Source organism: Nostoc sp. ChiQUE02, assembly GCF_034531305.2.
Classification (GTDB): domain Bacteria; phylum Cyanobacteriota; class Cyanobacteriia; order Cyanobacteriales; family Nostocaceae; genus Nostoc.
In genome coordinates, this window is the sequence record NZ_JAVRBN020000008.1 from 1 (window position 1) to 24846 (window position 24846).

21 protein-coding genes and 1 pseudogene are annotated in these 24846 nt (G+C 43.3%); 7 read left to right on the top strand and 15 right to left on the bottom strand.

Going from position 1 to position 24846, the window contains the following annotated elements; all coding sequences use genetic code 11:
• The first annotated feature begins 481 nt into the window (after positions 1-481).
• Together RM347_RS10535 and RM347_RS10540 are read left to right on the top strand one after the other, a co-directional pair.
• Positions 482-1225 (top strand): tetratricopeptide repeat protein, encoded by a 744-nt coding sequence (locus RM347_RS10535; protein WP_322721777.1) that lies wholly within the window; start codon positions 482-484, stop codon positions 1223-1225.
• 78 nt (positions 1226-1303) lie between these two features.
• A complete protein-coding gene (locus RM347_RS10540; protein ID WP_322721778.1) occupies positions 1304-2188 on the top strand; it encodes an SDR family oxidoreductase in 885 nt (294 codons plus the stop codon).
• Between the two features lie 148 nt (positions 2189-2336).
• On the opposite strand, the gene gcvP is transcribed toward RM347_RS10540, so the two are convergent.
• From gcvP to gcvT, 3 genes are all read right to left on the bottom strand, one after another.
• Positions 2337-5252 (bottom strand): aminomethyl-transferring glycine dehydrogenase, encoded by a 2916-nt coding sequence (gcvP, locus tag RM347_RS10545; RefSeq protein ID WP_322721779.1) that lies wholly within the window; start codon positions 5250-5252, stop codon positions 2337-2339.
• A gap of 191 nt (positions 5253-5443) precedes the next feature.
• Positions 5444-5833 (bottom strand): glycine cleavage system protein GcvH, encoded by a 390-nt coding sequence (gcvH, locus tag RM347_RS10550; RefSeq protein ID WP_322721780.1) that lies wholly within the window; start codon positions 5831-5833, stop codon positions 5444-5446.
• 125 nt (positions 5834-5958) lie between these two features.
• Positions 5959-7095, bottom strand: coding sequence for a glycine cleavage system aminomethyltransferase GcvT (gene gcvT / locus RM347_RS10555; RefSeq protein ID WP_322721781.1), 1137 nt, complete (start codon positions 7093-7095; stop codon positions 5959-5961).
• A gap of 182 nt (positions 7096-7277) precedes the next feature.
• On the opposite strand from gcvT, the gene RM347_RS10560 reads away from it, so the two are divergent.
• Positions 7278-7775, top strand: a complete 498-nt coding sequence (locus tag RM347_RS10560; RefSeq protein WP_322721782.1) for a pentapeptide repeat-containing protein — start codon at positions 7278-7280, stop codon at positions 7773-7775.
• Between the two features lie 123 nt (positions 7776-7898).
• Here RM347_RS10560 and RM347_RS10565 read toward each other — a convergent pair whose 3' ends face one another.
• Entirely contained in the window at positions 7899-9791 is a 1893-nt protein-coding gene (locus RM347_RS10565) for a tetratricopeptide repeat protein (RefSeq protein WP_322721783.1), read from the bottom strand.
• A gap of 391 nt (positions 9792-10182) precedes the next feature.
• On the opposite strand from RM347_RS10565, the gene RM347_RS10570 reads away from it, so the two are divergent.
• Positions 10183-10350 carry a hypothetical protein gene (locus RM347_RS10570; RefSeq protein ID WP_322721784.1) on the top strand — a complete coding sequence of 56 codons (168 nt, stop codon included), beginning with the start codon at positions 10183-10185 and terminating at the stop codon, positions 10348-10350.
• Positions 10351-10371: 21 nt separating this feature from the next.
• Here the strand turns inward: RM347_RS10570 and RM347_RS10575 are convergent, their stop codons facing one another.
• The 3 genes from RM347_RS10575 to RM347_RS10585 all read right to left on the bottom strand — a co-directional run bounded on the left by RM347_RS10575 (position 10372) and on the right by RM347_RS10585 (position 13837).
• Positions 10372-10713 (bottom strand): DUF3368 domain-containing protein, encoded by a 342-nt coding sequence (locus RM347_RS10575; protein ID WP_322721785.1) that lies wholly within the window; start codon positions 10711-10713, stop codon positions 10372-10374.
• A 130-nt stretch (positions 10714-10843) separates the two neighbouring features.
• Positions 10844-11098 carry a UPF0175 family protein gene (locus RM347_RS10580; protein WP_322721786.1) on the bottom strand — a complete coding sequence of 85 codons (255 nt, stop codon included), beginning with the start codon at positions 11096-11098 and terminating at the stop codon, positions 10844-10846.
• A gap of 189 nt (positions 11099-11287) precedes the next feature.
• Positions 11288-13837 carry a tetratricopeptide repeat protein gene (locus tag RM347_RS10585; protein ID WP_322721787.1) on the bottom strand — a complete coding sequence of 850 codons (2550 nt, stop codon included), beginning with the start codon at positions 13835-13837 and terminating at the stop codon, positions 11288-11290.
• 123 nt (positions 13838-13960) lie between these two features.
• Here RM347_RS10585 and RM347_RS10590 point away from each other — a divergent pair, with 123 nt between their 5' ends.
• Complete coding sequence (locus RM347_RS10590) at positions 13961-14221, top strand: hypothetical protein (RefSeq protein ID WP_322721788.1); 261 nt, start codon at positions 13961-13963, stop codon at positions 14219-14221.
• Between the two features lie 401 nt (positions 14222-14622).
• Here RM347_RS10590 and RM347_RS10595 read toward each other — a convergent pair whose 3' ends face one another.
• The 3 genes from RM347_RS10595 to nfi all read right to left on the bottom strand — a co-directional run bounded on the left by RM347_RS10595 (position 14623) and on the right by nfi (position 17970).
• Positions 14623-16581 carry an FHA domain-containing protein gene (locus RM347_RS10595; protein WP_322721789.1) on the bottom strand — a complete coding sequence of 653 codons (1959 nt, stop codon included), beginning with the start codon at positions 16579-16581 and terminating at the stop codon, positions 14623-14625.
• 64 nt (positions 16582-16645) lie between these two features.
• The gene (locus tag RM347_RS10600; RefSeq protein WP_322721790.1) at positions 16646-17197 is read right to left on the bottom strand and encodes an FHA domain-containing protein; all 552 of its coding nucleotides are present in this window, start codon (positions 17195-17197) and stop codon (positions 16646-16648) included.
• 107 nt (positions 17198-17304) lie between these two features.
• A complete protein-coding gene (gene nfi / locus RM347_RS10605) occupies positions 17305-17970 on the bottom strand; it encodes a deoxyribonuclease V (protein WP_322721791.1) in 666 nt (221 codons plus the stop codon).
• Positions 17971-18213: 243 nt separating this feature from the next.
• Between nfi and RM347_RS10610 the strand changes: the two genes are divergently transcribed.
• Both RM347_RS10610 and RM347_RS10615 read left to right on the top strand, forming a co-directional pair.
• Positions 18214-18735: a hypothetical protein gene (locus RM347_RS10610; protein WP_322721792.1), complete on the top strand. Its 522-nt coding sequence runs from the start codon at positions 18214-18216 to the stop codon at positions 18733-18735.
• Between the two features lie 268 nt (positions 18736-19003).
• Positions 19004-19378, top strand: a pseudogene (locus RM347_RS10615) (aldo/keto reductase); the annotation flags it as partial.
• Positions 19379-19481: 103 nt separating this feature from the next.
• On the opposite strand, the gene RM347_RS10620 reads toward RM347_RS10615, so the two are convergent.
• The 5 genes from RM347_RS10620 to lpxC all read right to left on the bottom strand — a co-directional run bounded on the left by RM347_RS10620 (position 19482) and on the right by lpxC (position 24693).
• Positions 19482-20735: a DNA cytosine methyltransferase gene (locus RM347_RS10620; RefSeq protein ID WP_322721793.1), complete on the bottom strand. Its 1254-nt coding sequence runs from the start codon at positions 20733-20735 to the stop codon at positions 19482-19484.
• Positions 20736-20824: 89 nt separating this feature from the next.
• Positions 20825-21994, bottom strand: a complete 1170-nt coding sequence (gene lpxB, locus RM347_RS10625; RefSeq protein WP_322721794.1) for a lipid-A-disaccharide synthase — start codon at positions 21992-21994, stop codon at positions 20825-20827.
• A gap of 107 nt (positions 21995-22101) precedes the next feature.
• Complete coding sequence (gene lpxA / locus RM347_RS10630) at positions 22102-22920, bottom strand: acyl-ACP--UDP-N-acetylglucosamine O-acyltransferase (protein WP_298904437.1); 819 nt, start codon at positions 22918-22920, stop codon at positions 22102-22104.
• Positions 22921-23230: 310 nt separating this feature from the next.
• Entirely contained in the window at positions 23231-23755 is a 525-nt protein-coding gene (gene fabZ, locus RM347_RS10635; RefSeq protein ID WP_322721795.1) for a 3-hydroxyacyl-ACP dehydratase FabZ, read from the bottom strand.
• Between the two features lie 89 nt (positions 23756-23844).
• Positions 23845-24693: a UDP-3-O-acyl-N-acetylglucosamine deacetylase gene (lpxC, locus tag RM347_RS10640; protein ID WP_322721796.1), complete on the bottom strand. Its 849-nt coding sequence runs from the start codon at positions 24691-24693 to the stop codon at positions 23845-23847.
• Positions 24694-24846: the final 153 nt, after the last annotated feature.

Consider the following 24846-nt stretch of genomic DNA (forward strand, 5'->3'; position numbering starts at 1 on the left):
AAAGCCTTCGGACGGTGCGTTAGCCAGAGGCATAACGCACCCTACGTATATTTCAAAAATCAAATATGAGTCCTATAGTTCAAATCGTTAGAAAGACGCAAAGACACAGAGATGGAATTTAAATGACGATTAGCTTACACAATTGCTTGACATAATAAAGCAAATAACAGCATCCTCTAGTAAATAACTAGTATGAGCGCATCCTTGTTAATTAAAACGGAAATTACCAGACGAGCGCGATTGCAACGTATATACCAACATAAAATATTGTTTTTTGACTGAAATAGTTTCTAAGCAATTGCTTTATGTGTATTTAATATGATAATGTTATATACGCTTGATTTTAAGAAACATCTATGCATCATCAACAAAGCTTTTTCTCAAAATATAAGTAAATTAATGGGTAAAAACTAGTGTATTTTGATAATACTCAAAAAACGAACAAATTTTAAGATCATTTAATAAGTTTTGTAGGTACAGCATGGTTTCTCAGCGCTGCTTCGTTGCATCTGGCTTGATAGTTTTCTTGGCATTTGGCTGTAGTGGTGGGGCAAACTCATCGACAGAAAACACCAAACAAGTTGTGCAAGAAAGTAATGTAACTCAGCTTTTCATAGAAGCGAAGGCTACCCAAAAAGCAGAAGATTTCTTTCATCAAGGTAATAATTTATTAGATGAACAACATTATGAAGATGCCATAAAAGCATACGACAAAGCGATCGCCATCAAAGTTGAGAGTCCTGAAGCTTGGATTAACCGTGGCATAGCCTTAACATCATTGCAACGTTACAAAGATGCTCTCACATCCTACGATACAGCGATCGCGATCAAACCCGACAAATATGAAGCTTGGTATAATCGTGGCATCGCCCTAACATCGTTGCAACGCTACAAAGACGCTCTTGCATCTTACGACAAAGCGATCGCCGTCAAACCAGGCAAATATGAAGCCTTAATTAACCGAGGCATTGCTCTAACCAAGCTACACCGCTACCAAGATGCGATCGCGTCTTATAATAGAGCGATCGCTATTAAGCAAGATTTACACCAAGCATATTACAACAAAGCTTGCTCTTATGCTTTACAAAGCAATCTGGAATTAGCAATTGAGAACCTAGACAAAGCAATCGAGCTTGTTCCTGATAAATACAAGAAATTAGCCAAAACTGACCCTGACTTTAGCAAAGTACGTAGTCAAAAGCAGTTTCAGGAATTACTGCAATAGGATTTTATCACCACCTCTCAGTGTAAAATATAAGCCTGCTGTAGAAAGTATTTTTTCTTGAGCGGTTTACGATTAGACATGAAAAAATTGTTAATCACCGGAGCAAGTGGTTTTTTGGGATGGCATCTTTGCCAGCTTGCCAAACAAGAATGGGATATTTATGGCACTTATTTTTCCCATCCTTTAGAGATTCCTGGCATGAAAATTTTAAAAGCGAACTTAACAAATTTTCAGGAATTGAAACGTATATTTAGTGATGTAAAACCAACAGCAGTTATGCATACTGCCGCACATTCACAACCAAATTTTTGTCAAACCCACCCCGAAGAATCGCACGCAATTAACGTTATAGCATCCTGCAATCTTGCTGGACTTTGCGCGGATAATTCTATTCCTTGTGCTTTTACCTCAACCGACTTAGTTTTTGATGGCTTAAATGCCCCTTATCGAGAAACAGATGCCGTGTGTCCTGTCAATCTTTACGGTGAGCAAAAAGCGCTCGCAGAAGCGGATATGCTAGAAAGATATCCCATGACCGCAGTGTGTCGAATGCCATTAATGTTTGGTGCAGAAACACCTACAGCAAAAAGCTTTATTCAGCCATTTATTCAAACTTTAAAAGCCGAAGAAAAACTAAGTTTATTTATTGATGAATTTCGCACACCAATAAGTGGAACAACTGCCGCCAAAGGACTTTTATTAGCATTGGAAAAAGTTAACGGCATCATTCACTTAGGTGGCAAAGAGCGGATTTCGCGTTATGATTTTGGGCAGCTATTAGTTGAGGTATTTAAACTTCCCACCACCGGACTTAAATCCTGCCGACAACAAGATGTGAAAATGGCAGCACCTAGACCAGCAGATGTTTCTTTGGACAGTTCTAAAGCTTTTGCATTGGGGTATCAGCCTTTATCTTTACGAAAAGAATTGGAAGAGTTAGGAATTAAAACTCCTAACTCCTAACCCTTGTACAGACGCGATTAATGAGCCAGCGCGTTGCGGGGGTTGCCACGCCACTTCCTTCAAGTCGGCAAAGCCGCCCAACGGAGTGGCTCCCCGTTGTAGCGACTGGCGTCGCGTCTCTCCTAACTCCTAACTCTTCACTTCGTACTTAATAAGCATCCATTGGCAGACAAGAGCAAACAAAATTCCTATCGCCAAAGGCTGCATCAATGCGACCAACAGCAGGCCAGAATTTATATTCACGAGTCCAAGGCGCAGGATAAGCAGCTTGTTCGCGAGAATAGGGATGATTCCATTCTCCAGTAATCAGACTTTCGGCAGTGTGGGGTGCGTTCTTCAAAACATTATCTTGGATATCCACCTTGCCAACTTCTATTTGGGCAATTTCTTGACGAATAGAAATCAATGCATCGCAGAAACGATCTAACTCTTGTTTAGATTCACTTTCTGTAGGTTCCACCATGATTGTACCTCCTACAGGCCAAGAGACAGTTGGCGCATGGAAACCGTAGTCCATGAGACGCTTGGCAACATCATCGATTTCGATGCTCGCCGATTTTTTGAGCGATCGCAAATCTAAAATACATTCATGGGCAACTAGACCATTTTTGCCCTGATACAAAACTGGATAGTATGATTCCAGTTTCTTGGCGATGTAGTTAGCGTTGAGAATCGCCACCTTAGTTGCATGGGTTAAACCATCTGCACCCATCATGGCGATGTACATCCAAGAAATCACCAAAATACTTGCACTACCCCAAGGTGCAGCAGCCACAGCACCAATACGTTGGGAATTAGAAATTTTTTCGTGATTGCCCACAACAGGGTGTCCAGGCAAAAAGGGCACGAGATGAGAAGCAACACCAATGGGCCCCATACCAGGGCCACCGCCACCATGAGGAATGCAGAAGGTTTTGTGCAAGTTTAAATGGCAGACATCCGCGCCAATATCTCCAGGACGGCAAATCCCCACTTGGGCATTCATATTCGCCCCATCCATGTAAACCTGTCCACCGTGACTATGGACTACAGCGCAGATTTCCTGAATTGGCTCCTCAAAAACACCATGAGTTGAGGGATATGTCACCATTAAGGCGGCTAGTTCATTGCTGTGTTTTTCTGCCTTACTCTTCAGGTCATCAACGTCAATATTACCTTGTGAGTCACAGGCAACTGCCACCACCTTCATCCCGCACATCACCGCACTCGCAGGGTTCGTCCCGTGTGCAGAGGTGGGAATCAAACAGACATTGCGGTGTGCTTCACCCCGACTTTTGTGATATTGACGAATCACTAAAAGTCCAGCGTATTCGCCCTGAGAACCAGCATTTGGTTGCAGAGAAATTCCGGCAAAACCAGTAATTTCAGCTAACCATGCCTCAAGTTGCTCAAACAGAATTTGATAACCTTGCGTTTGCGACGCAGGGGCAAACGGGTGAATCTTGCTAAATTCCTCCCAACTTACCGGAATCATTTCAGCTGTCGCATTCAACTTCATTGTGCAAGAACCCAAAGGAATCATCGATGTCGTTAGCGACAAGTCCTTGCTTTCCAGCTTGTGCAGATAGCGCAATAACTCAGTTTCAGAGTGATAGCGGTTAAAAACTGGGTGGGTAAGATATGGACTTGTACGGGAGAGGGAGAGATGGGAAAAAGAGGGAAAAGTTAATTCTTTTAGGGTAAAAGGTAAATCATCTGTACCAGCGAAAATCTGCCAGAGGTCGATTAAATCTTCTGGTGTAGTTGTTTCGTCCAAGGAGATGCCAACAGCAGTTGCATCAAAAACCCGCAGGTTAATTTGAAGCTGTTCGCTAGCTGCCAGAATACCTTTTAAATCGCGTGTTCCTAGTTCTACTTGCAGCGTATCAAAGAAAGATTCTGAAACAACCCTGTAACCTAAACGCTTTAGTCCTTCTGCCAGCAACACCGCCAAAGAGTGGATATTTTCGGCAATTTGCTTCAGTCCGGCAGGGCCATGATAAACAGCGTACATACTCGCCATTACCGCCAGCAGCACCTGGGCAGTACAAATATTACTAGTAGCTTTTTCGCGGCGAATGTGCTGTTCGCGGGTTTGCAAGGCGAGACGCAATGCAGGCTTACCTTGGGCATCTTTTGATACTCCTACAATTCGCCCTGGAACCAGCCGCTTATACTCTTCCTTCGTCGCAAAGTATGCCGCATGAGGCCCCCCAAACCCCAACGGAATACCAAACCGTTGAGTGCTACCGACAGCAATATCAGCGCCAAATTCCCCAGGAGGGGTCAGCAAAGTTAAACTTAAAGGATCTGCTGCTACCGTCACCAATGCACCCTTAGCATGGGCTTTTTCTATAAAAGCGCGGTAGTCGTAAATGGTGCCATCACTTGCAGGGTATTGCAGAACAGCCCCAAAAATTGCTCGATCAAAATCAAATGTTTGATGATCGCCGACAATAATCTTAATCCCCAATGGTTGAGCGCGTGTTTGTAACACGTCGATAGTTTGGGGATGGCAATCACGAGACACAAAATAGGCATTTGCCTGATTTTTGGAGACACCATAGCTTAGGCTCATCGCTTCAGCGGCAGCTGTGGCTTCATCAAGTAAGGAAGCATTGGCGATTTCTAAACCTGTGAGGTCGATAATTAGGGTTTGAAAATTCAGCAGCGCTTCTAGTCGCCCTTGGGCAATTTCTGGCTGATAAGGAGTGTAGGCAGTATACCAACCGGGGTTTTCTAGGATATTACGCCCAATCACTGGTGGGGTAATACTGTCGTAATATCCCATACCGATGTATGAGCGGAAAACTTGATTTTTGGCAGCAATTTTTTTTAAGGATGTCAGTGCTGCATACTCACTTTCTGCTTCTGGTAACTTTAGCGGTTGCTTCAGACGAATTGTCTGTGGAACTGTTTGGTCGATTAGGGCATCCAGGCTAGGAAACCCCAAAATCTTAAGCATTTGCTGAATGTCATCAGAGTTTGGGCCAATGTGCCTTGGCGCAAAACTACTTAACTTTTGACTTTTTTCGTCCAGCACTTGCTGCTCATTAGATTTGAGAATAGGGGCGTTCAATACCACAAATTACTCTCCAGATAGTACTATTTCATATTTTGCAATAAATACTCATGATAAGTAGGTGTAACTTTTCATTTCATCTAAATTTCATGACTTATTTTCGGGTGGAGTGGAAAGAGACAGGGGAGCAGAGGGGAATTTGCTGTAAGTCTTTCCCCTCTGCCCCCTATCCCCTCTGCCCGTTTGCCTCTTTCCTACTCTCCTTCTACTTGGGCGCGATACTCATCCGCTGTCAAGGCATCCTCAACTTCGCCAGGGTCATTGACGCGCACTTTCAAAAACCACCCTTCCCCGTAGGGGTCTTCTGATACTTCTTCGGGAGAATTAATCAAGGCTTCATTGCGTTCTATAACTGTGCCTGTTACTGGTGAATTCAGTTCTTCAACGGCTTTTACTGATTCAATTGTGCCAAAGTTTTCTCCCCTAGTAAGAGCGTCGCCAATTTCTGGCAGATCCAAAAAGACGATATCACCCAATTCATGTACGGCAAATTCAGTAATGCCAATAGTGGCAATTTCACCATCTATTCGCACGTATTCATGAGAATCCAGGTATCTGAAATCTTGAGGATATTCAAAAGACATATCACTTCCTCTCCCTTATCAAAAAAATTATTGCCCTAACAGTCATCCAAGCCATATCTGGTAATGAACCTTACTGTAGATTGAGTAACTCACAACACATTATTCCTCAAAAACCTTGGCGCTTGTTAGTTGGTGACACGATTTTTTGACCGGTAAAAGGGACGTTTAACTACAACTGCTGGATAAGCTTTGCCACGAATTTCGATTTCTAGCTGCTGACCAACAGTTGCTAGCTGGGTGGGAACGTAGCCTAAGGCAACGGGATAACCAAGTGTGGGTGACAGAGTACCACTGGTAACTTCTCCCACTACTTTACCTACTGATAACACTTGATAGCCGTGACGGGCAATGTTGCGTCCTTGGGTTTGCAAACCGACCAATCGGCGATGCACTCCAGCAGCTTTTTGCTCTGCCAAAACTTCCCGACCAATAAATTCGCCTTTGGTATCTAAGTGAACTAGCCACCCTAACCCTGCTTCTAAGGGTGTGGTGGTGTCATCGATATCTTGTCCGTAAAGTGCCATCGCCGCTTCTAGCCGCAGAGTATCTCTGGCACCAAGTCCACAGGGCATAACGCCAGCTTTATAGAGACTTCGCCACAATTCTACCCCCACATCTGGGTCTACCATCACCTCAAAGCCATCTTCTCCGGTGTAACCTGTGCGGGCCAGGAAGGCAGGTTTACCCAGTAGGGTTGCTTCTAAATGTCCGAAGGCTTTGATTGGTTGTAAGTCTTCTTGCACTAAGGGCTGGAGATATTTAATCGCTTTTGGCCCTTGGACGGCGATTAAGGCTTTTTCTGGTGAAAGGTCTTGGAATTGCAACTTATCCAGGTCAAGGTGTTGCAATAGCCATGCTTTATCTTTACCAGAGGTTGCCGCATTGACTATGATGAATGCCCTCTGTATACCAGTGGTGTCTTCACCTTGGTAATAGATAATGATGTCGTCAATAATTCCGGCTTGGGGATTTAATAAGACGGTGTATTGTGCTTGACCAGGTTGCAAACGACTCAAGTCGGAAGGCACTAGTGGCTGGAGTTGGGAAATCAGGTTTTTACCTTGGAGGGTAAATTTGCCCATGTGGGAAATATCGAACATTCCGGCTGTATTTCTGACAGCCTCGTGTTCTCGGCTAATGCCACTAAATTGCACAGGCATTTCCCAGCCGCCAAAGCTGGTAAACCGTGCTTTGAGTTCTACACCCAATTGATATAAAGGGGTTCGCGCCAGAGATTGGGCGTTGTCTTCTTGATTAGCCACAGGTAATTTTGCGATCGCACCTCAACATCTATCATCCTACGAGATGCTTTCTGGTTTTACAGTCTTGTGTATCGAATTAGGGTATGGGGCATTGGGCATGGTTATTCTCCTTGTCTCCTTGTCCTCTTCTGTGAGGTTTAATAGTTAATGATGCAAGTGTTGAGATTTATTAAGAAGACATTATGAAATATTGGCGACTTTTAGCTAGCTTTGTTTTAGCTATGGTTCTTTTTTTCTTTCCCCTATCGGCACAAGCTGCAAGTTCTTCCAGTATTACCCGTTCTGTAGGTAATGATGAGCTTAAGGGCAAGGATTACTCTGGTCAAAGTTTAGTTGGCACTGAGTTTACCAATCTCAAATTAGAGAATGCTAATTTTAGCAATGCTGACTTACGTGGTGGCGTGTTTAACGGTACCGTTTTGGAGGGAGTAAATCTGCATGGTGCTAATTTTAGTGAAGGCATAGCCTATCTAACAAGATTTAAGGATGCTGATTTTACTGATGCTGTGTTGGTCGATGCAATGATGCTGCGTTCTACTTTTGATGATGTAAATGTCACAGGTGCTGATTTTACGAATGCAATTTTAGATGGGACGCAAGTGAAAAAACTTTGTGTTAAGGCAAGTGGTGTGAATTCTAAAACTGGTGTGGATACTCGCCAGTCTTTAGGATGTAAGTAGAATGTAACCCCTTCTTCGCTGGTGAAGAAGGGGATATTATTTTAACTAATTCGTAATTCGTAATGACGTTTGTGGACTCGCTACCGCTGCGCTAACGTAATTATTGGGTTAATTCCGCGATCGCTAGTGATATGTTTCTCTTAAAAAGCTGGCATAATTTGCCCGAATCGTCATAGTAGTAGGATGACTTACGCCTAAAGTTTGTTCACAAATTTTCAAAGCTTGCTCAAATAAGGGTTTGGCTTTCCTGTAGCGTCTTGTTTGACGGTAGAGTGCTGCGAGATTGTTCAGGCTAATGGCGACATCCGGATGATTGTCTCCCAGCAGGCGTTGACTCAGTTCTAAAGCTTGCTTGTACAAGGGTTCGGCTTTGCTGTAGCGTCTTGTAGATTCGTAGAGTTGTGCTAAATTGTTCAGGCTAGTGGCGACATCAAGATGGTTTTCTCCCAGCAAGCGTTTTCTCAGTTCTAAAGCTTTTTTAAGCAAGGGTTCGGCTTTGCTGTAGCGTCCTGTATAACAGTACAATGCTGCTAAATTGTTCAAGGTAGTGGCGACATGGGGATGTTCTTCTCCCACTAGGCGTTTCCACAGTGCCAAAGCTTGCTGATATAAAGGTTCGGCTTCGCTATAGCGTCCTGTAGATTCGTAGAGTAATGCTAAATAGCTCAGGGTAGTGGCGACATCGGTATGTTCTTCTCCCAGTAGCCGTTTTCTCAGTTCTAAAGCTTGTTGATACAGCGGTTCGGCTTCGCTGTAACGTCCTGTAGAATCGTAAAGTTGTGCTAAATTATTCAGGCTAGTAGCGACATCAAGATGGTTCTCTCCCAGCAGGCGTTTACTCAGTTCTAAAGCTTGCTGATACAGGGGTTCGGCTTCGCTGTAGCGTCCTGTAGATTCGTAGAGTCGTGCTAAATTGTTCAGACTAGCAGCGACAGGTGAATATTCTAAACCAAGACGATTTTGAGTCAGTTCTACACACTGCTGCAACCAATGTTCTGCTTGCTGATAAAGTTCTTGAGCCTGGTAAAACCAGGCTAATTTGGTATATAGAATAATTAGATTTTCAGCACTGAGATACTGGGATAGGTGGGTTGCAACTTCTGTAATATGCGGAATATGTGGAGTGAGGTTAAGAATATCTTCAGGGTTAGGCTGTTGCGGAATTAGCTTTGCTACTTCTAACATCATCACTGCAAAGTTAGTTTTTGCTTTATCCGCCTCACTTGATTTATCCAACTTCATTTGGAAAAGTTGTCGAATCAGTGGATTTAGACGATAAATTCCTTTACTTTTCTGTTGTAGTAAATGTAGTTCCAGTAAGTCGGCTATAGCTTTCTCATTGAGTTCTTGTTTTTTGTCATCTTGTATTATCTCAACAGATAAGGGAATGTCAGCTAAGGCACACAAACTTAGCAAACAGCCAAAGCTTTGTGCATTTTCATCCAACTGTTCCCAATTTAATTCAAAAGCTTCAGCTACACCCGATTCATAAGGCATCAATGAGTTAGCATCGACTACTGGTTCATGTTCCACTCGTTTCTTCTCTAGCCGCTTCAGCAGTGTTTTCAGAGACAATTCTGGCATTTTATCCAGATATCCTCCCACTAACTCTAACGCTAATGGCAAATATCCCAAAAATTTACAAATTCTTCTCGCAACCCAAGCTTCTTGTTGCAGTCGTTCCCGAACCACCAGCGATTTTAATAATTTCATCGCTGCCAATGGTCTGAGGGCATCCAATTCGCTATTATATTTTGCCCCTAGGTAAGCTTGTAACTTTTCTAGTTCGTCCCGATTGTTGGAAGTTGTGAATTCAGGATAATTCTGGGCAAACTTGTCATATACCTCACTAATCAACTTTTTGAAAGCAGCAACATCAACATTTAATTCGCTGGCAAGTTTAGCTTCACTTTTACCTAAGTTTTCAGTCTTAAAATACTTTGCAAAAGCTGCCGTTTGCTTTAGAGATAAGCCATTCTTAGCAGCTTCTTTGGCTAGAAAATTAGCCCATTGCATAAACAGCTTGTGAAGTTTATTTTTAATTCTACTTTCTCTTTATTTGGAAATCTCCTCTCTCTGGGGTAGAAATACCATTTGCATAGAAACATCTAAAAGCAATGGCTGCCTTTAGGCATTGCCATTTGAAGCCTTTAAAGCAATACGCTTGGGTTATGAGTTATTGGTGTAGATGATTGGTCTTTAAAGACGCGATAAATCGCGTCTCTACATCAGGGTTTTGGGCTTATCTAAACTGTATTGGACTGTAAACCTCAATTTTCGAGTTTTGTACTCAAAATGGCTATGCGATGTCTACGACGGGCTACGCTTACGCTCTATTTTTCAATGTATTTTGGATATGAGGGGCTATTTCTACTACAGATTAGGCTCACGCACGTTGTCAATTAGCATGAGAATCGAACCGCGTCGCGTCTTGCAGAGAAGGACGCAAAAAATCCAAAGGAAGAGAGAAGAGGAAGCGTTAGCGTTCGCGCAGCGTTCCGTAGGAAAGCTTACCGTACCCCTACGGGGAAGCAAGCTACGCGTAGCGTCTCGTAGAGAAGGTATCGCTGTTTGAAGTTACAATTAATGGCGATCGCTATTCTCCTGCTTGTTGTTTGAGTAAATTGACCAAACTATCGGATAACCACAAACCAGCGTCACGTAAAGCTTGAATTCCAGGAGATATGCTTGGGATTAGTCCACGTCTTTTTGCTAATATCAGCAAACCTCCTGTTCCAATAGTAGTAATACCTAAAGCTTGACCACAACGCCGTGCTGCTCTATCGTCAACAATAGCGGCACAGTCGGAATTTTCTAGTGCCAAACTCAATACTTGTGATTCTCCTTTTCCCAAATCCCAAGCTGCGACTTCAGGAACAATAGCATTAACTTCTACTGTTTGTATCCAAGAAATACTGGGTAATTGTGTTGATACCACATCATCTTTTGTTGTGACTTATTCAAAAACACCTAATGGAACTAAAATTTCTGTGAATAATTGTGGAAGTAATTGTGCTTGCTGACTTTTTAAAAGAACAATCAAAGGTGAAGAGTTAATAATTACACAATTAATCGGCATTTGCCAGTTCCTGGGCTAACTCTTGGGCAGTATATTGCATAAAATCTACTTGGTAGCGTGATAAAGCATTAATAAATTCAGCACGAGTTAGCCCAGCAATTTCTGCTGCTTTAGCTTGTGATATGTCGCCTAATTCATACCATTTAACTGCTGCTGCAATTCGCATTTCTTGGATAAATTCTTCAGGATTTTTACGAAGTGCTGAAAATACTGTTTCTGGTAATTGGATTGGTATTGTTCGCATAAATTGATCCTCAATTTATTAGAAAGCATTACTCAGCTTAGAGTCAAGACGCCAAGAACGCCAAGGAAAAGAGAAGAGGGAGTGATCGCTATTTGAAGTTAGAATTGATGGGCGATCGCTCCTAAAATTTAAACTACAACTGTTGTGTGGCATTAATTTGGTGCGATTTTGGGAGAAAGGGTGCGATCGTTAGCGATATGCTTCTTTTAAAAACTTGGCATAATTTCCCCGAACCGTCATTGTAGTGAGATGACCTACACCTAAAGTCTGCTCACTAATTGCCAAGGCTTGCTTATACAAGGGTTCGGCTTTACTGTAGCGTCCTGTATGAAAGTAGAGTTCTGCCAGATTGTTAAAGTTATTGGCGACATCAGGATGTTCTTCTCCCAGCAAACGTTTGCTCAATTCTAAAGCTTGCTGTAACAGTACTTCGGCTTCGCTGTAGCATCCTGTATGAAAGTAGAGTAACGCAAGATTATTCAGGGTAGTACTGACATCGGGATGTTCTTCTCCCAGCAGACGTTTTCTCAATTCTAAAGCTTGCTGATACAAAGGTTCGGCTTCCCCGTAGCGTCCTGTAGAACTGTACAGTCCTGCGAGACTGTCCAAGCTAGTGGCGACATCGGGATGTTCTTCTCCCAGCAGGCGTTTTCTCAATTCTAAAGCTTGCTGATAAAGTGGTTCGGCTTCTCTGTAGCGTCCTGTAGATTTGTAGAGTTCTGCGACATTGTTCAGGCTAGTGGCAACATGAGGATGTTCATCTCCTAGCAAACGTTTGCTCAGTTCTAAAGCTTGCTGATAAAGTGGTTCGGCTTCCCTGTAGCGTCCTGTAGATTTGTAGAGTCCTGCAAGATTGTGTAGACTAACGGCGACAAAGGGATGTTCTTCTCCCAGCAAGCATTTGCTTAGTTCTAAAGCTTGTTGATAAAGTGGTTCGGCTTCCCTGTAGCGTCCTGTAGATTTGTAGAGTCCTGCAAGATTGTGCAGGCTAGCGGCGACAAGGGGATGTTCTTCTCCCAGTAAGCGTTTGCTCAGTTCTAGAGCTTGCTGATACAGCGGTTCAGCTTTCCTGTAGTGTCCTGTAGATTTGTAGAGTCCTGCGAGATTGTTCAGGCTAGTGACGATATGAGGATGTTCTAAACCAAGACGATTTTTAGTCACTTCTACACACTGCTGCAACCAAGGTTCTGCTTGCTGATAAAGTCCTTGACCTTTATAAAACCAGCCTAAGCGTGTGAACGGTGTGATTAAATCCTCGTCGCTAAGATACCGAAATAAATCAGTTGCAAGTTCTGCAAGGTGCGGAATATATAAAGTGAGGTTGAGAATCTCTTCACGGTTAGACTGTTGAGGAATTCGTTTTGCCACCCCTACCGCTTGCGCTGCAAAGGAGGTTTTTACTTCATCTGCCTCACTTGACTCATCCAGCTTCATTTGGAAAAATTGCCGAATCAATGGATGTAACTTATAAATTCCTTTACTTTGTCGTTGTAGCAAATGCAATTCCAGCAAATCGGCTATGGCTTTTTCCCATACTTCTTGTTGTTCATCATCTTCTATCGCCTCAACAGGTAAAGGAATGTCAGCCAACGCAAACAAACTTAATCCACAACCCTTCTTTTGTGAATTCTCATCCAACTGTTCCCAACTCAATGCAAAAGCTTCAGCCACACCGTATTCATAACGCATTAATGGGTTAGCTTTGGCTACTGCTTCGTGTTCCAGTCGCTTTTTCTCTAGCCGCTTTAGCAGTGTTTCCAAAGACAAATCTGGCATTGTATCCAGATATCGCCCCACTAACTCTAACGCCAAAGGCAAATATCCCAAGGATTTACAAATTTCTCTCGCAACCCAAGGTTCGCTTTTCAGTCGTTCTCTATCAACAACCAGCAATTTTAATAATTTCATCGCCGCCAATGGTTTGAGAACACCCAAAGGTAATTGCGGCAAAGTTCTATCAAAGCCCAGGCGCGTTGTTAGCAATACTTTAAACCGGGGTGATTCTGGGGGTAGATTACGCTGAACCTGTGTTTTGTAGTCAGTGACATCATCAAACACCAGCAGTACTTCACCTTGTTGCCAATTATGCCAGCAGTATCTCAGCCTATCTGCTAATTCCCAATCTTCCGGTGCAATGAGTTTAAATTTCAGTTCCGCAAATCTGAGAATCTGAATTCCGACATCTATTCCCTGTGCTGATAACCAACAAACCCCACCTTGATAATTCTGCAAATGCTGTTTGGCGTATTGGGTAGCGAGTTCAGTTTTGCCAACTCCACCCATACCCGCCACAGCTACAATCGCAACTTGGCGAGATGTTTGTAATGAGGAGTGCAGATTTTGTAGTTCCGCTTCACGTCCCACAAATTTTTCAAATGGGACAGCAGGGGGAATATTTTGATGAATTTCTTTAATTGTGAGGTGAACAGCGTTCGACTGAGCGCTCACGCCGAAGTCTTGCCCGCCATTATATTTCGCTGTCAGGTAAGCCCGTAACTTTTCTAACTTACCCCGTTTAGAAGTGGCTAACTCAGGATAACTCTTGGCGAACTTGTCATAAACCTCAGTCATCCGCTTTTTAAAAGCAGCTGCGCCAATTCGCAACTGCTCTTCGTTGGCAAGTTTTGCCTCACTCTTCCCTAAGTTTTCAGTCTTAAAACGCTCTACAAAAGCTGCCGTTTGCTCTGGGGATAAGCTATTAGTAGCAGCTTCGTTAGCTAGAAAATCAGCCCATTGCATAGACAGCTTGTGAGATTTCTTCTCGATTCTACTTAATTTCTACTTTGTCTCCATTTCTAGGGTATCTCCTCTTCTTCTTGCAGAAATACCATTTGCATAGAAACATTTAGAAGAGGTTCAGCCGTGAAAACTGCCTTAATAACTCCAGTCAACGCTAATCAAACCACCCAAACTTTACAATTAATCCCCGCCTCACCAACATTAGTAGAGAATCCATCTACCTGGATGCGAGATGGATATAGTCCCACTGAAATTATTCTTGCCGCGGCAATTTTGACTTCATTGTCCATTGGGGGAATTGCCTCTGTGATTGTTGCAATTACGGGTTTAGTTAAAACTTTAGTGCCTGTAATGGTTCAGCAGACAAGGGAAAATAAGAAGTAGTCAATTTAGAGCCAGGGCGAAAAGTCGGCCTTCGCGGACTAACGAAAAATTGAAGGTTTGAAACCCACGAAGGTGGGTTTTGCCTGTGTAGATGCGGTTTATAACCGCCAATTTAACCCACCATATCAGAGAACAAGAATTCTGCGTAGGCGTAGCCCGTCGTAGACATCGCCACTTGAGCCTCTGAACCTCGACGTTGAGCCTCTGAACCTCAACGTTGAGCCTTTGAACCTCAACGTTTAACCTCTGAACCTCAACGTTGAGCCTTTTAGCCTCGAAGTTGCGCCTTTGAACCTCGAAGTTGCACCTTTTAGCCTTGAAGTTGCACCTTTTAGCTTCAAGTTTGGAATTTAGTACTCAAAACAGCCAGGTAAATACTTTATTCTTCCTGCCTCCTAATACTAAGGTGACTGATTTAACACCCACTTCAACCACTGCCTAAAAGAACTTATAGTATTCAACCTTTGAACTCCAGGCGCACGGGCGGCGGCGAGTCCATCAACGGCCACTAATGCGGCGTACTGCAAGCCCAAGAAACTATCAACTGCTGCATAAGGGCCACCTAAAGTAATAGCCCCAGCAGCATACATTTGACCTCTATCGCTACGCATTTCTACCAATTCAAAATTGTTCGCTACAGTCAATCGCCCCAGGTGATTGACTGGGAGATTGTAATGTTTCACCAAATCTGCCAGCAGGGGATTAGCATCTACCTTGGCATCCAGTCCGGTAGCATCAACAATAAAGTCAGCTAACAATTTCATTTCCCCAAAGCTTTGCTCTCGGATACGGGTAATAGTGCGGTTTTGGGCATCTCGTTCTACATCCAGAACCTCACCGAAGGTAATTTGATACCAGCCTTCGCTTAACCCTTGGGCAGTAATTTGCTGCCAGTCTTGGCGGTCGGCGGTGGTAGTTCCACCCCAGTCTGCTAGTAAACGCTTGCGTTCATCAGGACTGGCTTTTTCTAACATTGCCCGGAGTTCACCGCCCCAACAGGCTTTCGGCCAGTTAAAGGGTTGAAATTCGTAATGATTTTTGACTAGGCGCGTGGCTTTTTGAAATTTGTTACCTTGCGGTTTAGGCGATCGCATTAAATGCAAAACTGCAATATTCCGATTTCGTTTTCTAGCTTCGTAAATCCGCTGCACAATCCGCGAAGCCACAATTCCCCGCCCCCGAATCAATACCGTACCACCATGTTGCTCTAGTTGCTCATAAACATGATCGTGGGCTTCATAAGCATTGACTACAGATTTAAAATCTTGATATTTTTCTCTATAAGCTTGCAAATCTGGGAGAAACTGAATTGCTGGATACCCAGTAGCTAAATGTAAATAACGACTAACTAAAAAAGCATAATTTCCTGGGCCGCGAGAATAGGCTATGCAATACCTGCCATCATCAGTTTTGCGAATTCCCCTAACTCGCCCATAGCGATAAATTTGATTCCAGCCAATGCGCTTCGCTTCCCGGTCTATGGAATCAAAGACATTACCCGCACGGGGAGTATAAGTTTCTGCAAATGTTGGTTCAGCAAACACTTGCCACAAATACTTGAATGCTGACTTCATCTCCCCTTTGCTGCAATCGTGCCAAGCCTCACGCAAGGCATAACTAGGCCAGCCCCAAATGTTATCAGGACAAGAGTCAGAATTAGAACGCAGTCTTTCATATAAGGGAATTTGCGAATTCAGACAGAGGCGCTTGTAACGAGCATAGGGCTGCGCCTCTAATCCCAAAGCCACAATCTTGTCAGCACCCACACCACTAATTCGCAGCAAATCAGCCCAGAAAAAGCTACCCAGTCCCGCCCCGATCGCTAGATAATCAGATTCATCTACTGGCAATCCCGTAGCATGAAGTACTTGCACAGCGACCTTTTGTGCCTGAAATGCTAATGGCGGGAAATTACTTGCCACGGGCGTTAGCGGCTGGACTACAGGCAACCTGGGGTCTGGGAGATTGGTATTTGCGTTGAAATGAATCGTTGAAGGAGGGCTAGTATCTGGTGCAGAGGCGCTAGCAACAAATGTCACCATTATCACATAGGGGCCAATTTGCAACGTATCGCCATTAGCCAGAACACTGCGTGTTTGTGGTTGACCGTTGACACATACACCGTTAACGCTGCCTTGGTCAATCACCACCACATGGTCTTGTTCCCAGTCAATTAGGGCATGGTAGCGAGAAACTTCGTTACTGTTAAGCAGCATCCTAGAAACGCGCACTCCCCTAAGTTCAGCAGGTAAGCGAGCGAATTCTCGACCAAAAGCGATCGGCATATTCAACCTTGGTTCTCGCCGTTCTCCCGTCGCTGGATCGTCCCAACTCAATTGGATTTGTAAGTCATTTGTCATTGGTCATTTGTCATTCGTCAAGAGTTAGAAAATCTTCCCATGCTCCCCCTGCCTCCCCTGCTCCTCAACTACTTGGTGCTACTAACACACTCACAGCCGCAGCTAAAGATGTCCCACACCAATGACAGCCAATTTGTAGATTCTCTCCTGGGGAAACTTTATGACATTTGGGGCATTCTAAGCCATAAACTCCTGGCGGTGGTGCGGGGGGTGTTGATGGATGGTGGTGATGTCCGAGGTTTACTGGTGGATGGGGTGGCAGCAAAATTGTTGCTGGAATGCTACCCGTGGAAACGCTAGTAACGTTGAGTTTTATTTGTCCCAAAGTGATACTAGTGCCCTCAGTTAAAGGCATTTCACCTTGAACTAATTGCCGTCCATCGACAAGGGGGGGATTTTGCGATCGCAAATTCCTGATATAAAAGCGCTGTTGCTGTTGATGAAAAAATATTTCAACGTGTAAACCAGAGACAGTGGGGTGACTCAGAAGAATATCGCACCGGAGTGGGTCGCGACCGATGCGGACAGTGCCAGGATTTTGACTTGGCTGTTGTTCGTAAATGTTCTGAGTTTTATCTTGGCCTGCATCGTGCCACTGTAAAGTTAGTGCGTTCATTGTTCTAACTTCGTAAATCGTATTTAGCTACTTCAACTTCTTCCTGTGCGATTCCTAACATGATTGAGTAGGTGCAAGCAAGTATTTAGAAAAAACTTCAACAAGCTTTATCTATCCGATGCTAATTTATCAGCAATGCGCGTAGTTTCTGGCAGCCGATATTTTGGCGTGCAGCGTAATACATAGTCAATTGCTGTCGGTAAACTAATTCGATGTCCACTGGAGATGTACAGAGGTTTTACTCCTGTGCGCGATCGCAAAACTGCGCCAACTGTTTCACCGTCATATATCAGTGGTTGCGTACTGCCTTTGGTTTCTGGCAATTCCTCATACTTACCTACTAACCTGGATTTGGCTACACCAATTGTCGGCATATCTATAAGTAACCCTAAATGGCTAGCTATACCTAATCTGCGGGGATGAGCAATTCCCTGACCATCACACAGGATGATATCTGGTGTTGTTTTAATCTTCTCTAGGGCATCGAGGACAGCTGGAATTTCCCGAAATGAGAGAAACCCAGGAACATAAGGAAAGGTCGTAGGACGGTGTGCTAGGCTTGTCTCGACTACTTGCAAATCAGGAAAACTCAGTACTGCGACAGCTGCACGGCTAATGGTTCCATCAGCTTCAAAACCCATATCTACTCCAGCAACGTACTGGATAGGTTCTTGCAGTTGATCTTCAGTAATTACTTGATCTCGCAGCTTTTCTTGGATAACTATGGCTTCTTCCAACGTTGAAGGCCAAGCATGATCTCGATAAAACTTCATATTTAAAATTGGAATTAAACTGATTGATATTAATCCTGTTAATTTTGCAAGCACAAAAACAAGAGCTTTTGATGTTGATACAGGGAAAATATATTTTTTGCAAAAGTCTGTGAAAGACTATCTTTATACTAGACATTTTAGCCCAGATTAGCTGATATCTTGCATCATAATGTTACTTAAGGCTGTCAAGAGGGAATCCTGAGAATATAAGTTTATTTTCCTAGATTTTCTCTTTTACTGGTTATGACACAGCCAAATATTCTCAAACTTGCAAAACAGGGAGATACAGAGGCGATCGCATCTCTGATGAACCGCCACCTACACCCCAAAGGGATCGCTGCAAAAGTTGCCTTTCAAGATGCTTGCTTAGAGGTAATACTAGAATCTACTCAAGTACCAAATCAGCAAATTTTAGTTCCATTTATCCGCAAAGGCTTAACTGCTTTAGGGGCTGCATCTGTTGAAATAGTGAAAGTTTATGGACAACAAACTGGTAAAGAGTTTCCAGCTTGGAGTAAAGAGTTTGATTTGGGTATGGCAGAAGCTGAATTAGAAGCACTAGACAATGAACAGTCTTCTAGTAATCTTCAAAACCTAACTATTTATATTAACTTAAGTGGCGATACTGCACAGGGATTAACAAACCAAGATTTCGAATTTATTGCTAATCAAATCAGCGCTGATATTTTATCATCTTGTACTGATGTTTTTATTCAAAAAGTAAGTATTACTAATGGAAGTTCTGTGATTATAAAGGAACGCTAGTGTTTGATTTGTCTCACGTATAAGCGCAGACAAAGAGTTTAAAATCGGGATTTTTGCAATAATTATAATAAATTAAGCTATTTTCAACTTTCGCCCAAAATATGTTAGATTTTGGGCTATTTTTATCGGCTTTTTCTTAACATTCAACACTTCTGGATTTTGACCTATACTGATGGAGTGTGGTGGATCTATGCTTTAGAAGGATACCCACCTAATTCTCCCTAGCTAAAATTTTATAATAAAAGTAATTTCGCTCCCGAAGCCAATCATGACAGAAGGAAAGACGCGGCGTAATTTCCTAATTACCAGCATCGCTGTGACTGGAGGTATTGTGGCAACTAATGCTTTAGAGCAAAATACTACCAACACCGCAACACCGCCAGCAACTATGCCAGAACAGGTGCTGGGACGCACGGAAGTAAATCTGCCTATCTTTGGGTTAGGAGGAGCAGGACAAACGCCGCTATCCTGGGAAGGAAAAGAGGGTGATGCTGCGGCAATTATTCAAAAAGCGCTGGAACTTGGCATTCGCTACTTTGATACAGCCGCTAGTTATGGGCCGAGTGAAGATTATTTAGGCAAAGTGCTACCACCCCATCGCTCAAAGGTGTTTCTAGCAAGCAAGACTGATCAAGGAGCAAGAATTGACAGCGATCGCTCAACGAACTGCTAATATCTGGGAAGATAGTACATTCTTCCGTGCTTGGACTTAGCCAACTTTGCACATATTACAGAGTGTATTCTTACTATTCACGCTGATAATATTGTGCCGCTTGCGACATATTAAATTGTAATAGCTTCTCCTCTGGCAACTTGTATCGGAAACTCGGCTTAAAAGGCGAAATATTCAAATTGCGAATAATTTCCGCCGCCACAGCCTTTGCTAGTAATGGTGGTACAGAGTTACCAACTTGCCGAAATCCGTGCCATTTAGTTACATGAAATCTAAACCAATCTGGGTAAGAATGCAATCTCGCTGCTTCTCTAACTGTGATACAGCGCGGCGTAATTGGATGAATCGGTCTAGGAGATGTGAAAGAACCCCTATACTTGTCTGTTCCGGCTCTTAAAGTATTACAGACACCATCAGGATGCAGCTTATAAAAACGACTAATTTTTTCTCTCTCGCCTTGTTGAGTCTCCTGAAAACGTTTAATAGTTTCCGCTGAATGTTTTGTTCTTAAACTTGAAGAAAGTATTCGCAAATCATATTCACGTTTATAAGAATAATCATCATTTAGGCATTTGATACCCCGAAGCACAAGAGCATAGTTACTAGGCTTTTCGTATTCTGCTACAACCCAATCTGTTGTTAGTAACTCTGGATATTTTTCTATTTCAGGTAAATCTCCAATTGCATCCAATACTGTAGGACTCAATGACACATCAGATATTTTTTTAGAATTTAAATTATTCGGTAATGCTTTTTTAGTAATCGCCTGAGGGTACTTTGGTAAGTCTACATCCTCTCTTGCACCTATGAGAAATAATCTCTCACGGGACTGTGGTACTCCGTAATGTGCGGCGTTGAGAACTTGGTAATTTTCTTCTACTTTATAACCGTAAATTTGAAATTCGCTAATTAAGCTTTGGAGGATTTGTTTGTGTTCGCCAACTGTGATCCCCCGAACATTTTCCATTACAAAAAATTTTGGTTTTAGCTCAAAAACCAGCCGATGAAAGTGAAATACCAAAGAGTTTCGTGGATCATCAACAGCCCGTTTACCAATTAGAGAAAATCCTTGACATGGTGAGCCACAAATTACCACATCTATTTCGCGATCGCCAATTTTAGACCGATTTCTAATTTCTTCCCCGGTTGTATCCACAACACTTTTACATAACACTGAGCAATAAGGAAAGTTAAACTCATGTGTTGCACAGTGGATGGGGTCAATTTCCACAGACGCCAGCACATCAAAACCAGCTTGTTCAAAGCCAAGAGTCATACCGCCCGCGCCCGCGAATAAGTCAACTGCGATCGCTCTTTGTTTTTTCATCTCATAAGCCATGACACCTCTAAAAGGATTGGGTATTGGGTATTGAGTATCGCGTATTAAATATACAAAATTTTCCCAGTCCTCATTCCCTAGCCCCCAGTCTCAGGTAGCATTTGCAAAATTTCTTGAGCAGCGCGATCGCAAACCCCAACTTCTCCTAAACTTTGCCGCATTTCTTCATAATCTAGCAAAGTTTGCTCTCTGCGACTGGGATTGAGTAGCAGTTCCATCGCTGCTTGGGTAATATTTTCTACTGTGGCTTGCTCTTGTAAAAATTCTGGCACAATCGGCTTCATCACGACTAAATTAGGTGGCGATGCGAAGGTTATTGAACCTTTGAGGATTTTACGAGCTATCCACGCAGTCAAACGACTGAGGCGATAAACTACAACTTGCGGCACGTTTAACAGAGCAAGTTCCAGGTTGACAGTACCAGATTTACTAATGGCTAAATCAGCAGCAGCAAAAACTTCCATTTGTTGACCTGATATAATTGTCGCCCGTAAACCGTAACGCTCAATAGCCTGCTCAATCGGCTGTCTATAGATTTCCAGGGATAAAGGTATCCAGAAATGAACTTCAGGTAATTTCGCTTGAATAGTTTGGGCGGCTTGAAAAATTGCTGGTAAAAGATATTTTAGTTCTTGGCGGCGAGAGGCGGGGAGAAGTGCGATCGCAATCTGTTCTGGTGCAATCCCTAATATTGCACGAGCTGCTTCCCTACTAGGAGCATCTTGCATTCGGTCAACCAAAGGATGTCCCACCCAACTAACATTTGCGCCTTTCTCGCGAAAGTAACGCGCTTCTTGTGGAAAGATTGCCAACAGCTTATCTGTAAAACCAACAATCCGGTTAGTTCTACGCAAACTTAATGACCAAGCCCACTCTTGGGGAGCAATATAATACACCACAGGCACATCTGGCAGATGCTGTTTCATATAAGTCCCAATCTCAAGATTCGGAGTCATATAATCGATCAGCACTACCAGGTCAGGTGGATTTTGCTTTAAAGAAGCGATCGCCTGTCGTTGCACCTGGAGAGTCGGCAAAACATAAGGCAACCCTTCTAGAATACCCATTGAGCCAATACTACTGGTATTGCCCAGCAGAATTGCCCCAGCCTCTACCATTTTTTCGCCACCTAGCGCCACAATCTCTAATTCCAACCCAATCGCCACAGCTTGACGCCTCAGCGCTGTAATTAGGAGCGACCCTTGCAAATCGCCAGATACTTCGCCAGTGCTGATAAATATCCGCATTTGATAATTGGTAATTAGTAAAAATTAGGAGTGAGTAGTTAGGAGTTAGGAGTTAGTAGTTAAAAATTTAATTTATAACTCATAATTCATAACTCCTAATTCACATCTCACGATTCATCACTCGCGCCTTTTTTGCCCTTACCGGGAATCAAGCCACGCCTTCCTGGCATCTGAGAAAGTAGCAGGAAGCGGCGCAGATGCTGCAATTCTTCGCTATCCCCTAATAGTTCCAGTTGTTCCAAGGCATCCTTAAAGGACAAATCAGAACGGTAGAGAATGCGGAAGGCTTTTTTCAGCATTTGCAAATCTGCTGAGTCCATACCAGACCGTTTAAGTCCGACAAGGTTGAGGGTTCGTACCCGCGCCGGATTTCCCTCCACTAGCATATATGGGGCCACATCCCGGTCAATACGTGCCATGCCTCCCACCATTGCTTGTCTACCAATATGCACAAATTGATGGACACCTAAAACCCCACTCAGCCTAGCGCGTGACTCTATATGGACATGACCTGCTAACGCCACAGAGTTAGCAATCACTACTTGGTCTTCAATCACGCAGTTATGAGCCACATGGACATAAGCCATCAACAGATTACCATCACCAATTACCGTCGCTTCACCAGCACCGGTAGCGCGGTTAATGGTAACGTACTCACGAATTAAGTTGTTATCACCAATTTTGACCCAGGTTGGCTCTCCCACAAACTTGAGATCCTGGGGTTCCATGCCGATGGCTGCACCTGTAAAAATCTGATTTTGCGCCCCAATTTCACAAGGTCCCTCTAGCACTGCATGAGCGCCGATTATTGTTTCAGGGCCCACTTTGACATGCGCTCCAATCACAGCATAGGCACCGACTTGCACTGTATGGTGGAGTTCCGATTTCGGATGAATTACAGCAGTTGGATGAATTAGCGTTTTCAAGGGTGAATCTCCAGAACTGTCTTGATAAGCCAGCGCCGGGTAGGGTTTCTAAAGCAGTGCGTTACTCTGGTTAAGAGAGTTATACAGACTGCCGTTCCATCGAGGCTACTGGCATTGTTGAGCGTGAAGTATTTCAGTGAACGAAAGTGTCGGGCAAAGCAAGTTAAGTGTGAACGTGAGTGCGTCTCGTAGAGAGGGCGTCGAAAATCAAGAAATTATCAGATGCTGTTGTGGATTTTTTTAACTGCTATCCTTTTTAGGATTCAGTAGGGGCATTTCACGGCTATGCCCATACCACGAAAGCAAACTTTTAGTTAACTAGAGAAAACATTAATTCCCCTTCAGAAGCAAGTTGACCGTCAACTTCAGCACGACCTTGCATCTTACCGAAACGACGTTGTTTTACCCATAACAGTTCCACCGTCATTACTAGTTGATCCCCCGGTACGACCTGGCGACGAAAGCGAACTTTATCGATACCAGCGAAGACGAACAGCCCTCCTTCTACCGAAGACATTTGAGTTAGGACAATGCCCCCAACTTGTGCCATTGCTTCAACAATTAGCACCCCTGGCATCAGTGGACGTCCAGGGAAATGTCCTTGGAAATGGGGTTCGTTGATAGTGACATTTTTAACGCCAACAGCTTTTTTCCCTGGAACGTAGTCAATTATTTTGTCTACAAGTAAAAATGGGTAGCGGTGGGGTAGCAATTCCTGAATTTCTTCAGATGTGAAAGTTGTTTTAATCTCAGAACTGATTGTAGTCTCATTTATCGCCTGTGGTTCGGTAGATGTAGTCGTATCGATGGTATTCACTTCAGTGAGGATTGACATTGGCCGTATGGTTAATTTTTAATCTGAAACTTTAGTAGGCAGGCGTATATCAAAAGCCTTAATAATCCTGGATTTTAAGAATCCAAAATCTAAAATCCAAAATCTAAAATTCTCTGAGCCAGTTGAATGTGTAAATTGTGGCTGGCTTTATACGCTAAGAAATGAGCACGAGGAAAAGTTCCTAGTAAACTTAAATCTCCTACTAAATCCAAGATTTTATGACGGACTGGCTCATTTGCAAATCTTAATGGTGGATTTAGCCAGCCTTCTGATCCACAAACGAGTGCATTATCCAAACTGCCACCTTTAATTAACCCTGTTTTTTGTAAGTGTTCAATTTGATGCAGTAACCCAAAAGTACGGGCGGGAGCAATTTCCGCAGCAAAGCTAGCAGAAGCTTTTCCTAGTTCAGCAGTTGGTGACCAACTATACCATTGATTACCAATAGCAGGCAGGTCAAAATCAATACCATAACTAAAGCGGGTTTCTGGTGCTGGGAGGGCACATACAAAGGCATCCCCTTGATAGACCCATATTGGTTCTGTAACAGCCAAGGGAACTTGGTTGTTAACGGGTTGTGTTACTAAGCCAACTTGGGCAATGTTGGCTGTCCACACACTTGCCGAACCATCTAAAAGTGGAACTTCTAGACCATCAATTTCAATACGGGCATTATCCACACCCATACCAGAAAGCGCTGCCAATAAATGTTCTACTGTGCGAACAGATACCTCATCTTTACCCAACTGAGTTGAGAGAACAGTGTGACTAACTGCCTCAACTTGGGCTGGAATGATTGGCAAATCCGGTAAATCCACCCGCACAAAGTAGCGTCCACTTCCCGCCTCAGCTGGTAGTATCCGCACCTGGGTACTTACACCGCTATGCAGTCCCACCCCTATTTGAGTAATTTGGGCGGCTAGAGTCTGCTGTTGCATAGCCGAAAAGTCAATATATTTCGTTTAGTATTGTTCATCGTTTCTTTTGGTAAAAGCCCTGATATTCTCCTAAAATGTCATTAATCCCTTTATCGGAACAGTATTGAGGTAAATGTAAAAATTAGCAAGCTAATTAGGAAAAGAGAGTTGTCA

What these genes read in the sequence shown, in the direction of transcription:
- RM347_RS10535 (WP_322721777.1), top strand. Translation starts at nt 482, where the DNA reads ATGGTTTCTCAGCGCTGCTTCGTTGCATCTGGCTTGATAGTTTTCTTG.
- RM347_RS10540 (WP_322721778.1), top strand. Translation starts at nt 1,304, where the DNA reads ATGAAAAAATTGTTAATCACCGGAGCAAGTGGTTTTTTGGGATGGCAT.
- gcvH (WP_322721780.1), bottom strand. Translation starts at nt 5,833, where the DNA reads ATGTCTTTTGAATATCCTCAAGATTTCAGATACCTGGATTCTCATGAA.
- RM347_RS10560 (WP_322721782.1), top strand. Translation starts at nt 7,278, where the DNA reads ATGAAATATTGGCGACTTTTAGCTAGCTTTGTTTTAGCTATGGTTCTT.
- RM347_RS10565 (WP_322721783.1), bottom strand. Translation starts at nt 9,791, where the DNA reads ATGCAATGGGCTAATTTTCTAGCCAAAGAAGCTGCTAAGAATGGCTTA.
- RM347_RS10570 (WP_322721784.1), top strand. Translation starts at nt 10,183, where the DNA reads ATGAGAATCGAACCGCGTCGCGTCTTGCAGAGAAGGACGCAAAAAATC.
- RM347_RS10580 (WP_322721786.1), bottom strand. Translation starts at nt 11,098, where the DNA reads ATGCGAACAATACCAATCCAATTACCAGAAACAGTATTTTCAGCACTT.
- RM347_RS10585 (WP_322721787.1), bottom strand. Translation starts at nt 13,837, where the DNA reads ATGCAATGGGCTGATTTTCTAGCTAACGAAGCTGCTACTAATAGCTTA.
- RM347_RS10595 (WP_322721789.1), bottom strand. Translation starts at nt 16,581, where the DNA reads ATGACAAATGACTTACAAATCCAATTGAGTTGGGACGATCCAGCGACG.
- RM347_RS10600 (WP_322721790.1), bottom strand. Translation starts at nt 17,197, where the DNA reads ATGAACGCACTAACTTTACAGTGGCACGATGCAGGCCAAGATAAAACT.
- nfi (WP_322721791.1), bottom strand. Translation starts at nt 17,970, where the DNA reads ATGAAGTTTTATCGAGATCATGCTTGGCCTTCAACGTTGGAAGAAGCC.
- RM347_RS10610 (WP_322721792.1), top strand. Translation starts at nt 18,214, where the DNA reads ATGACACAGCCAAATATTCTCAAACTTGCAAAACAGGGAGATACAGAG.
- RM347_RS10620 (WP_322721793.1), bottom strand. Translation starts at nt 20,735, where the DNA reads ATGAAAAAACAAAGAGCGATCGCAGTTGACTTATTCGCGGGCGCGGGC.
- lpxB (WP_322721794.1), bottom strand. Translation starts at nt 21,994, where the DNA reads ATGCGGATATTTATCAGCACTGGCGAAGTATCTGGCGATTTGCAAGGG.
- fabZ (WP_322721795.1), bottom strand. Translation starts at nt 23,755, where the DNA reads ATGTCAATCCTCACTGAAGTGAATACCATCGATACGACTACATCTACC.
- lpxC (WP_322721796.1), bottom strand. Translation starts at nt 24,693, where the DNA reads ATGCAACAGCAGACTCTAGCCGCCCAAATTACTCAAATAGGGGTGGGA.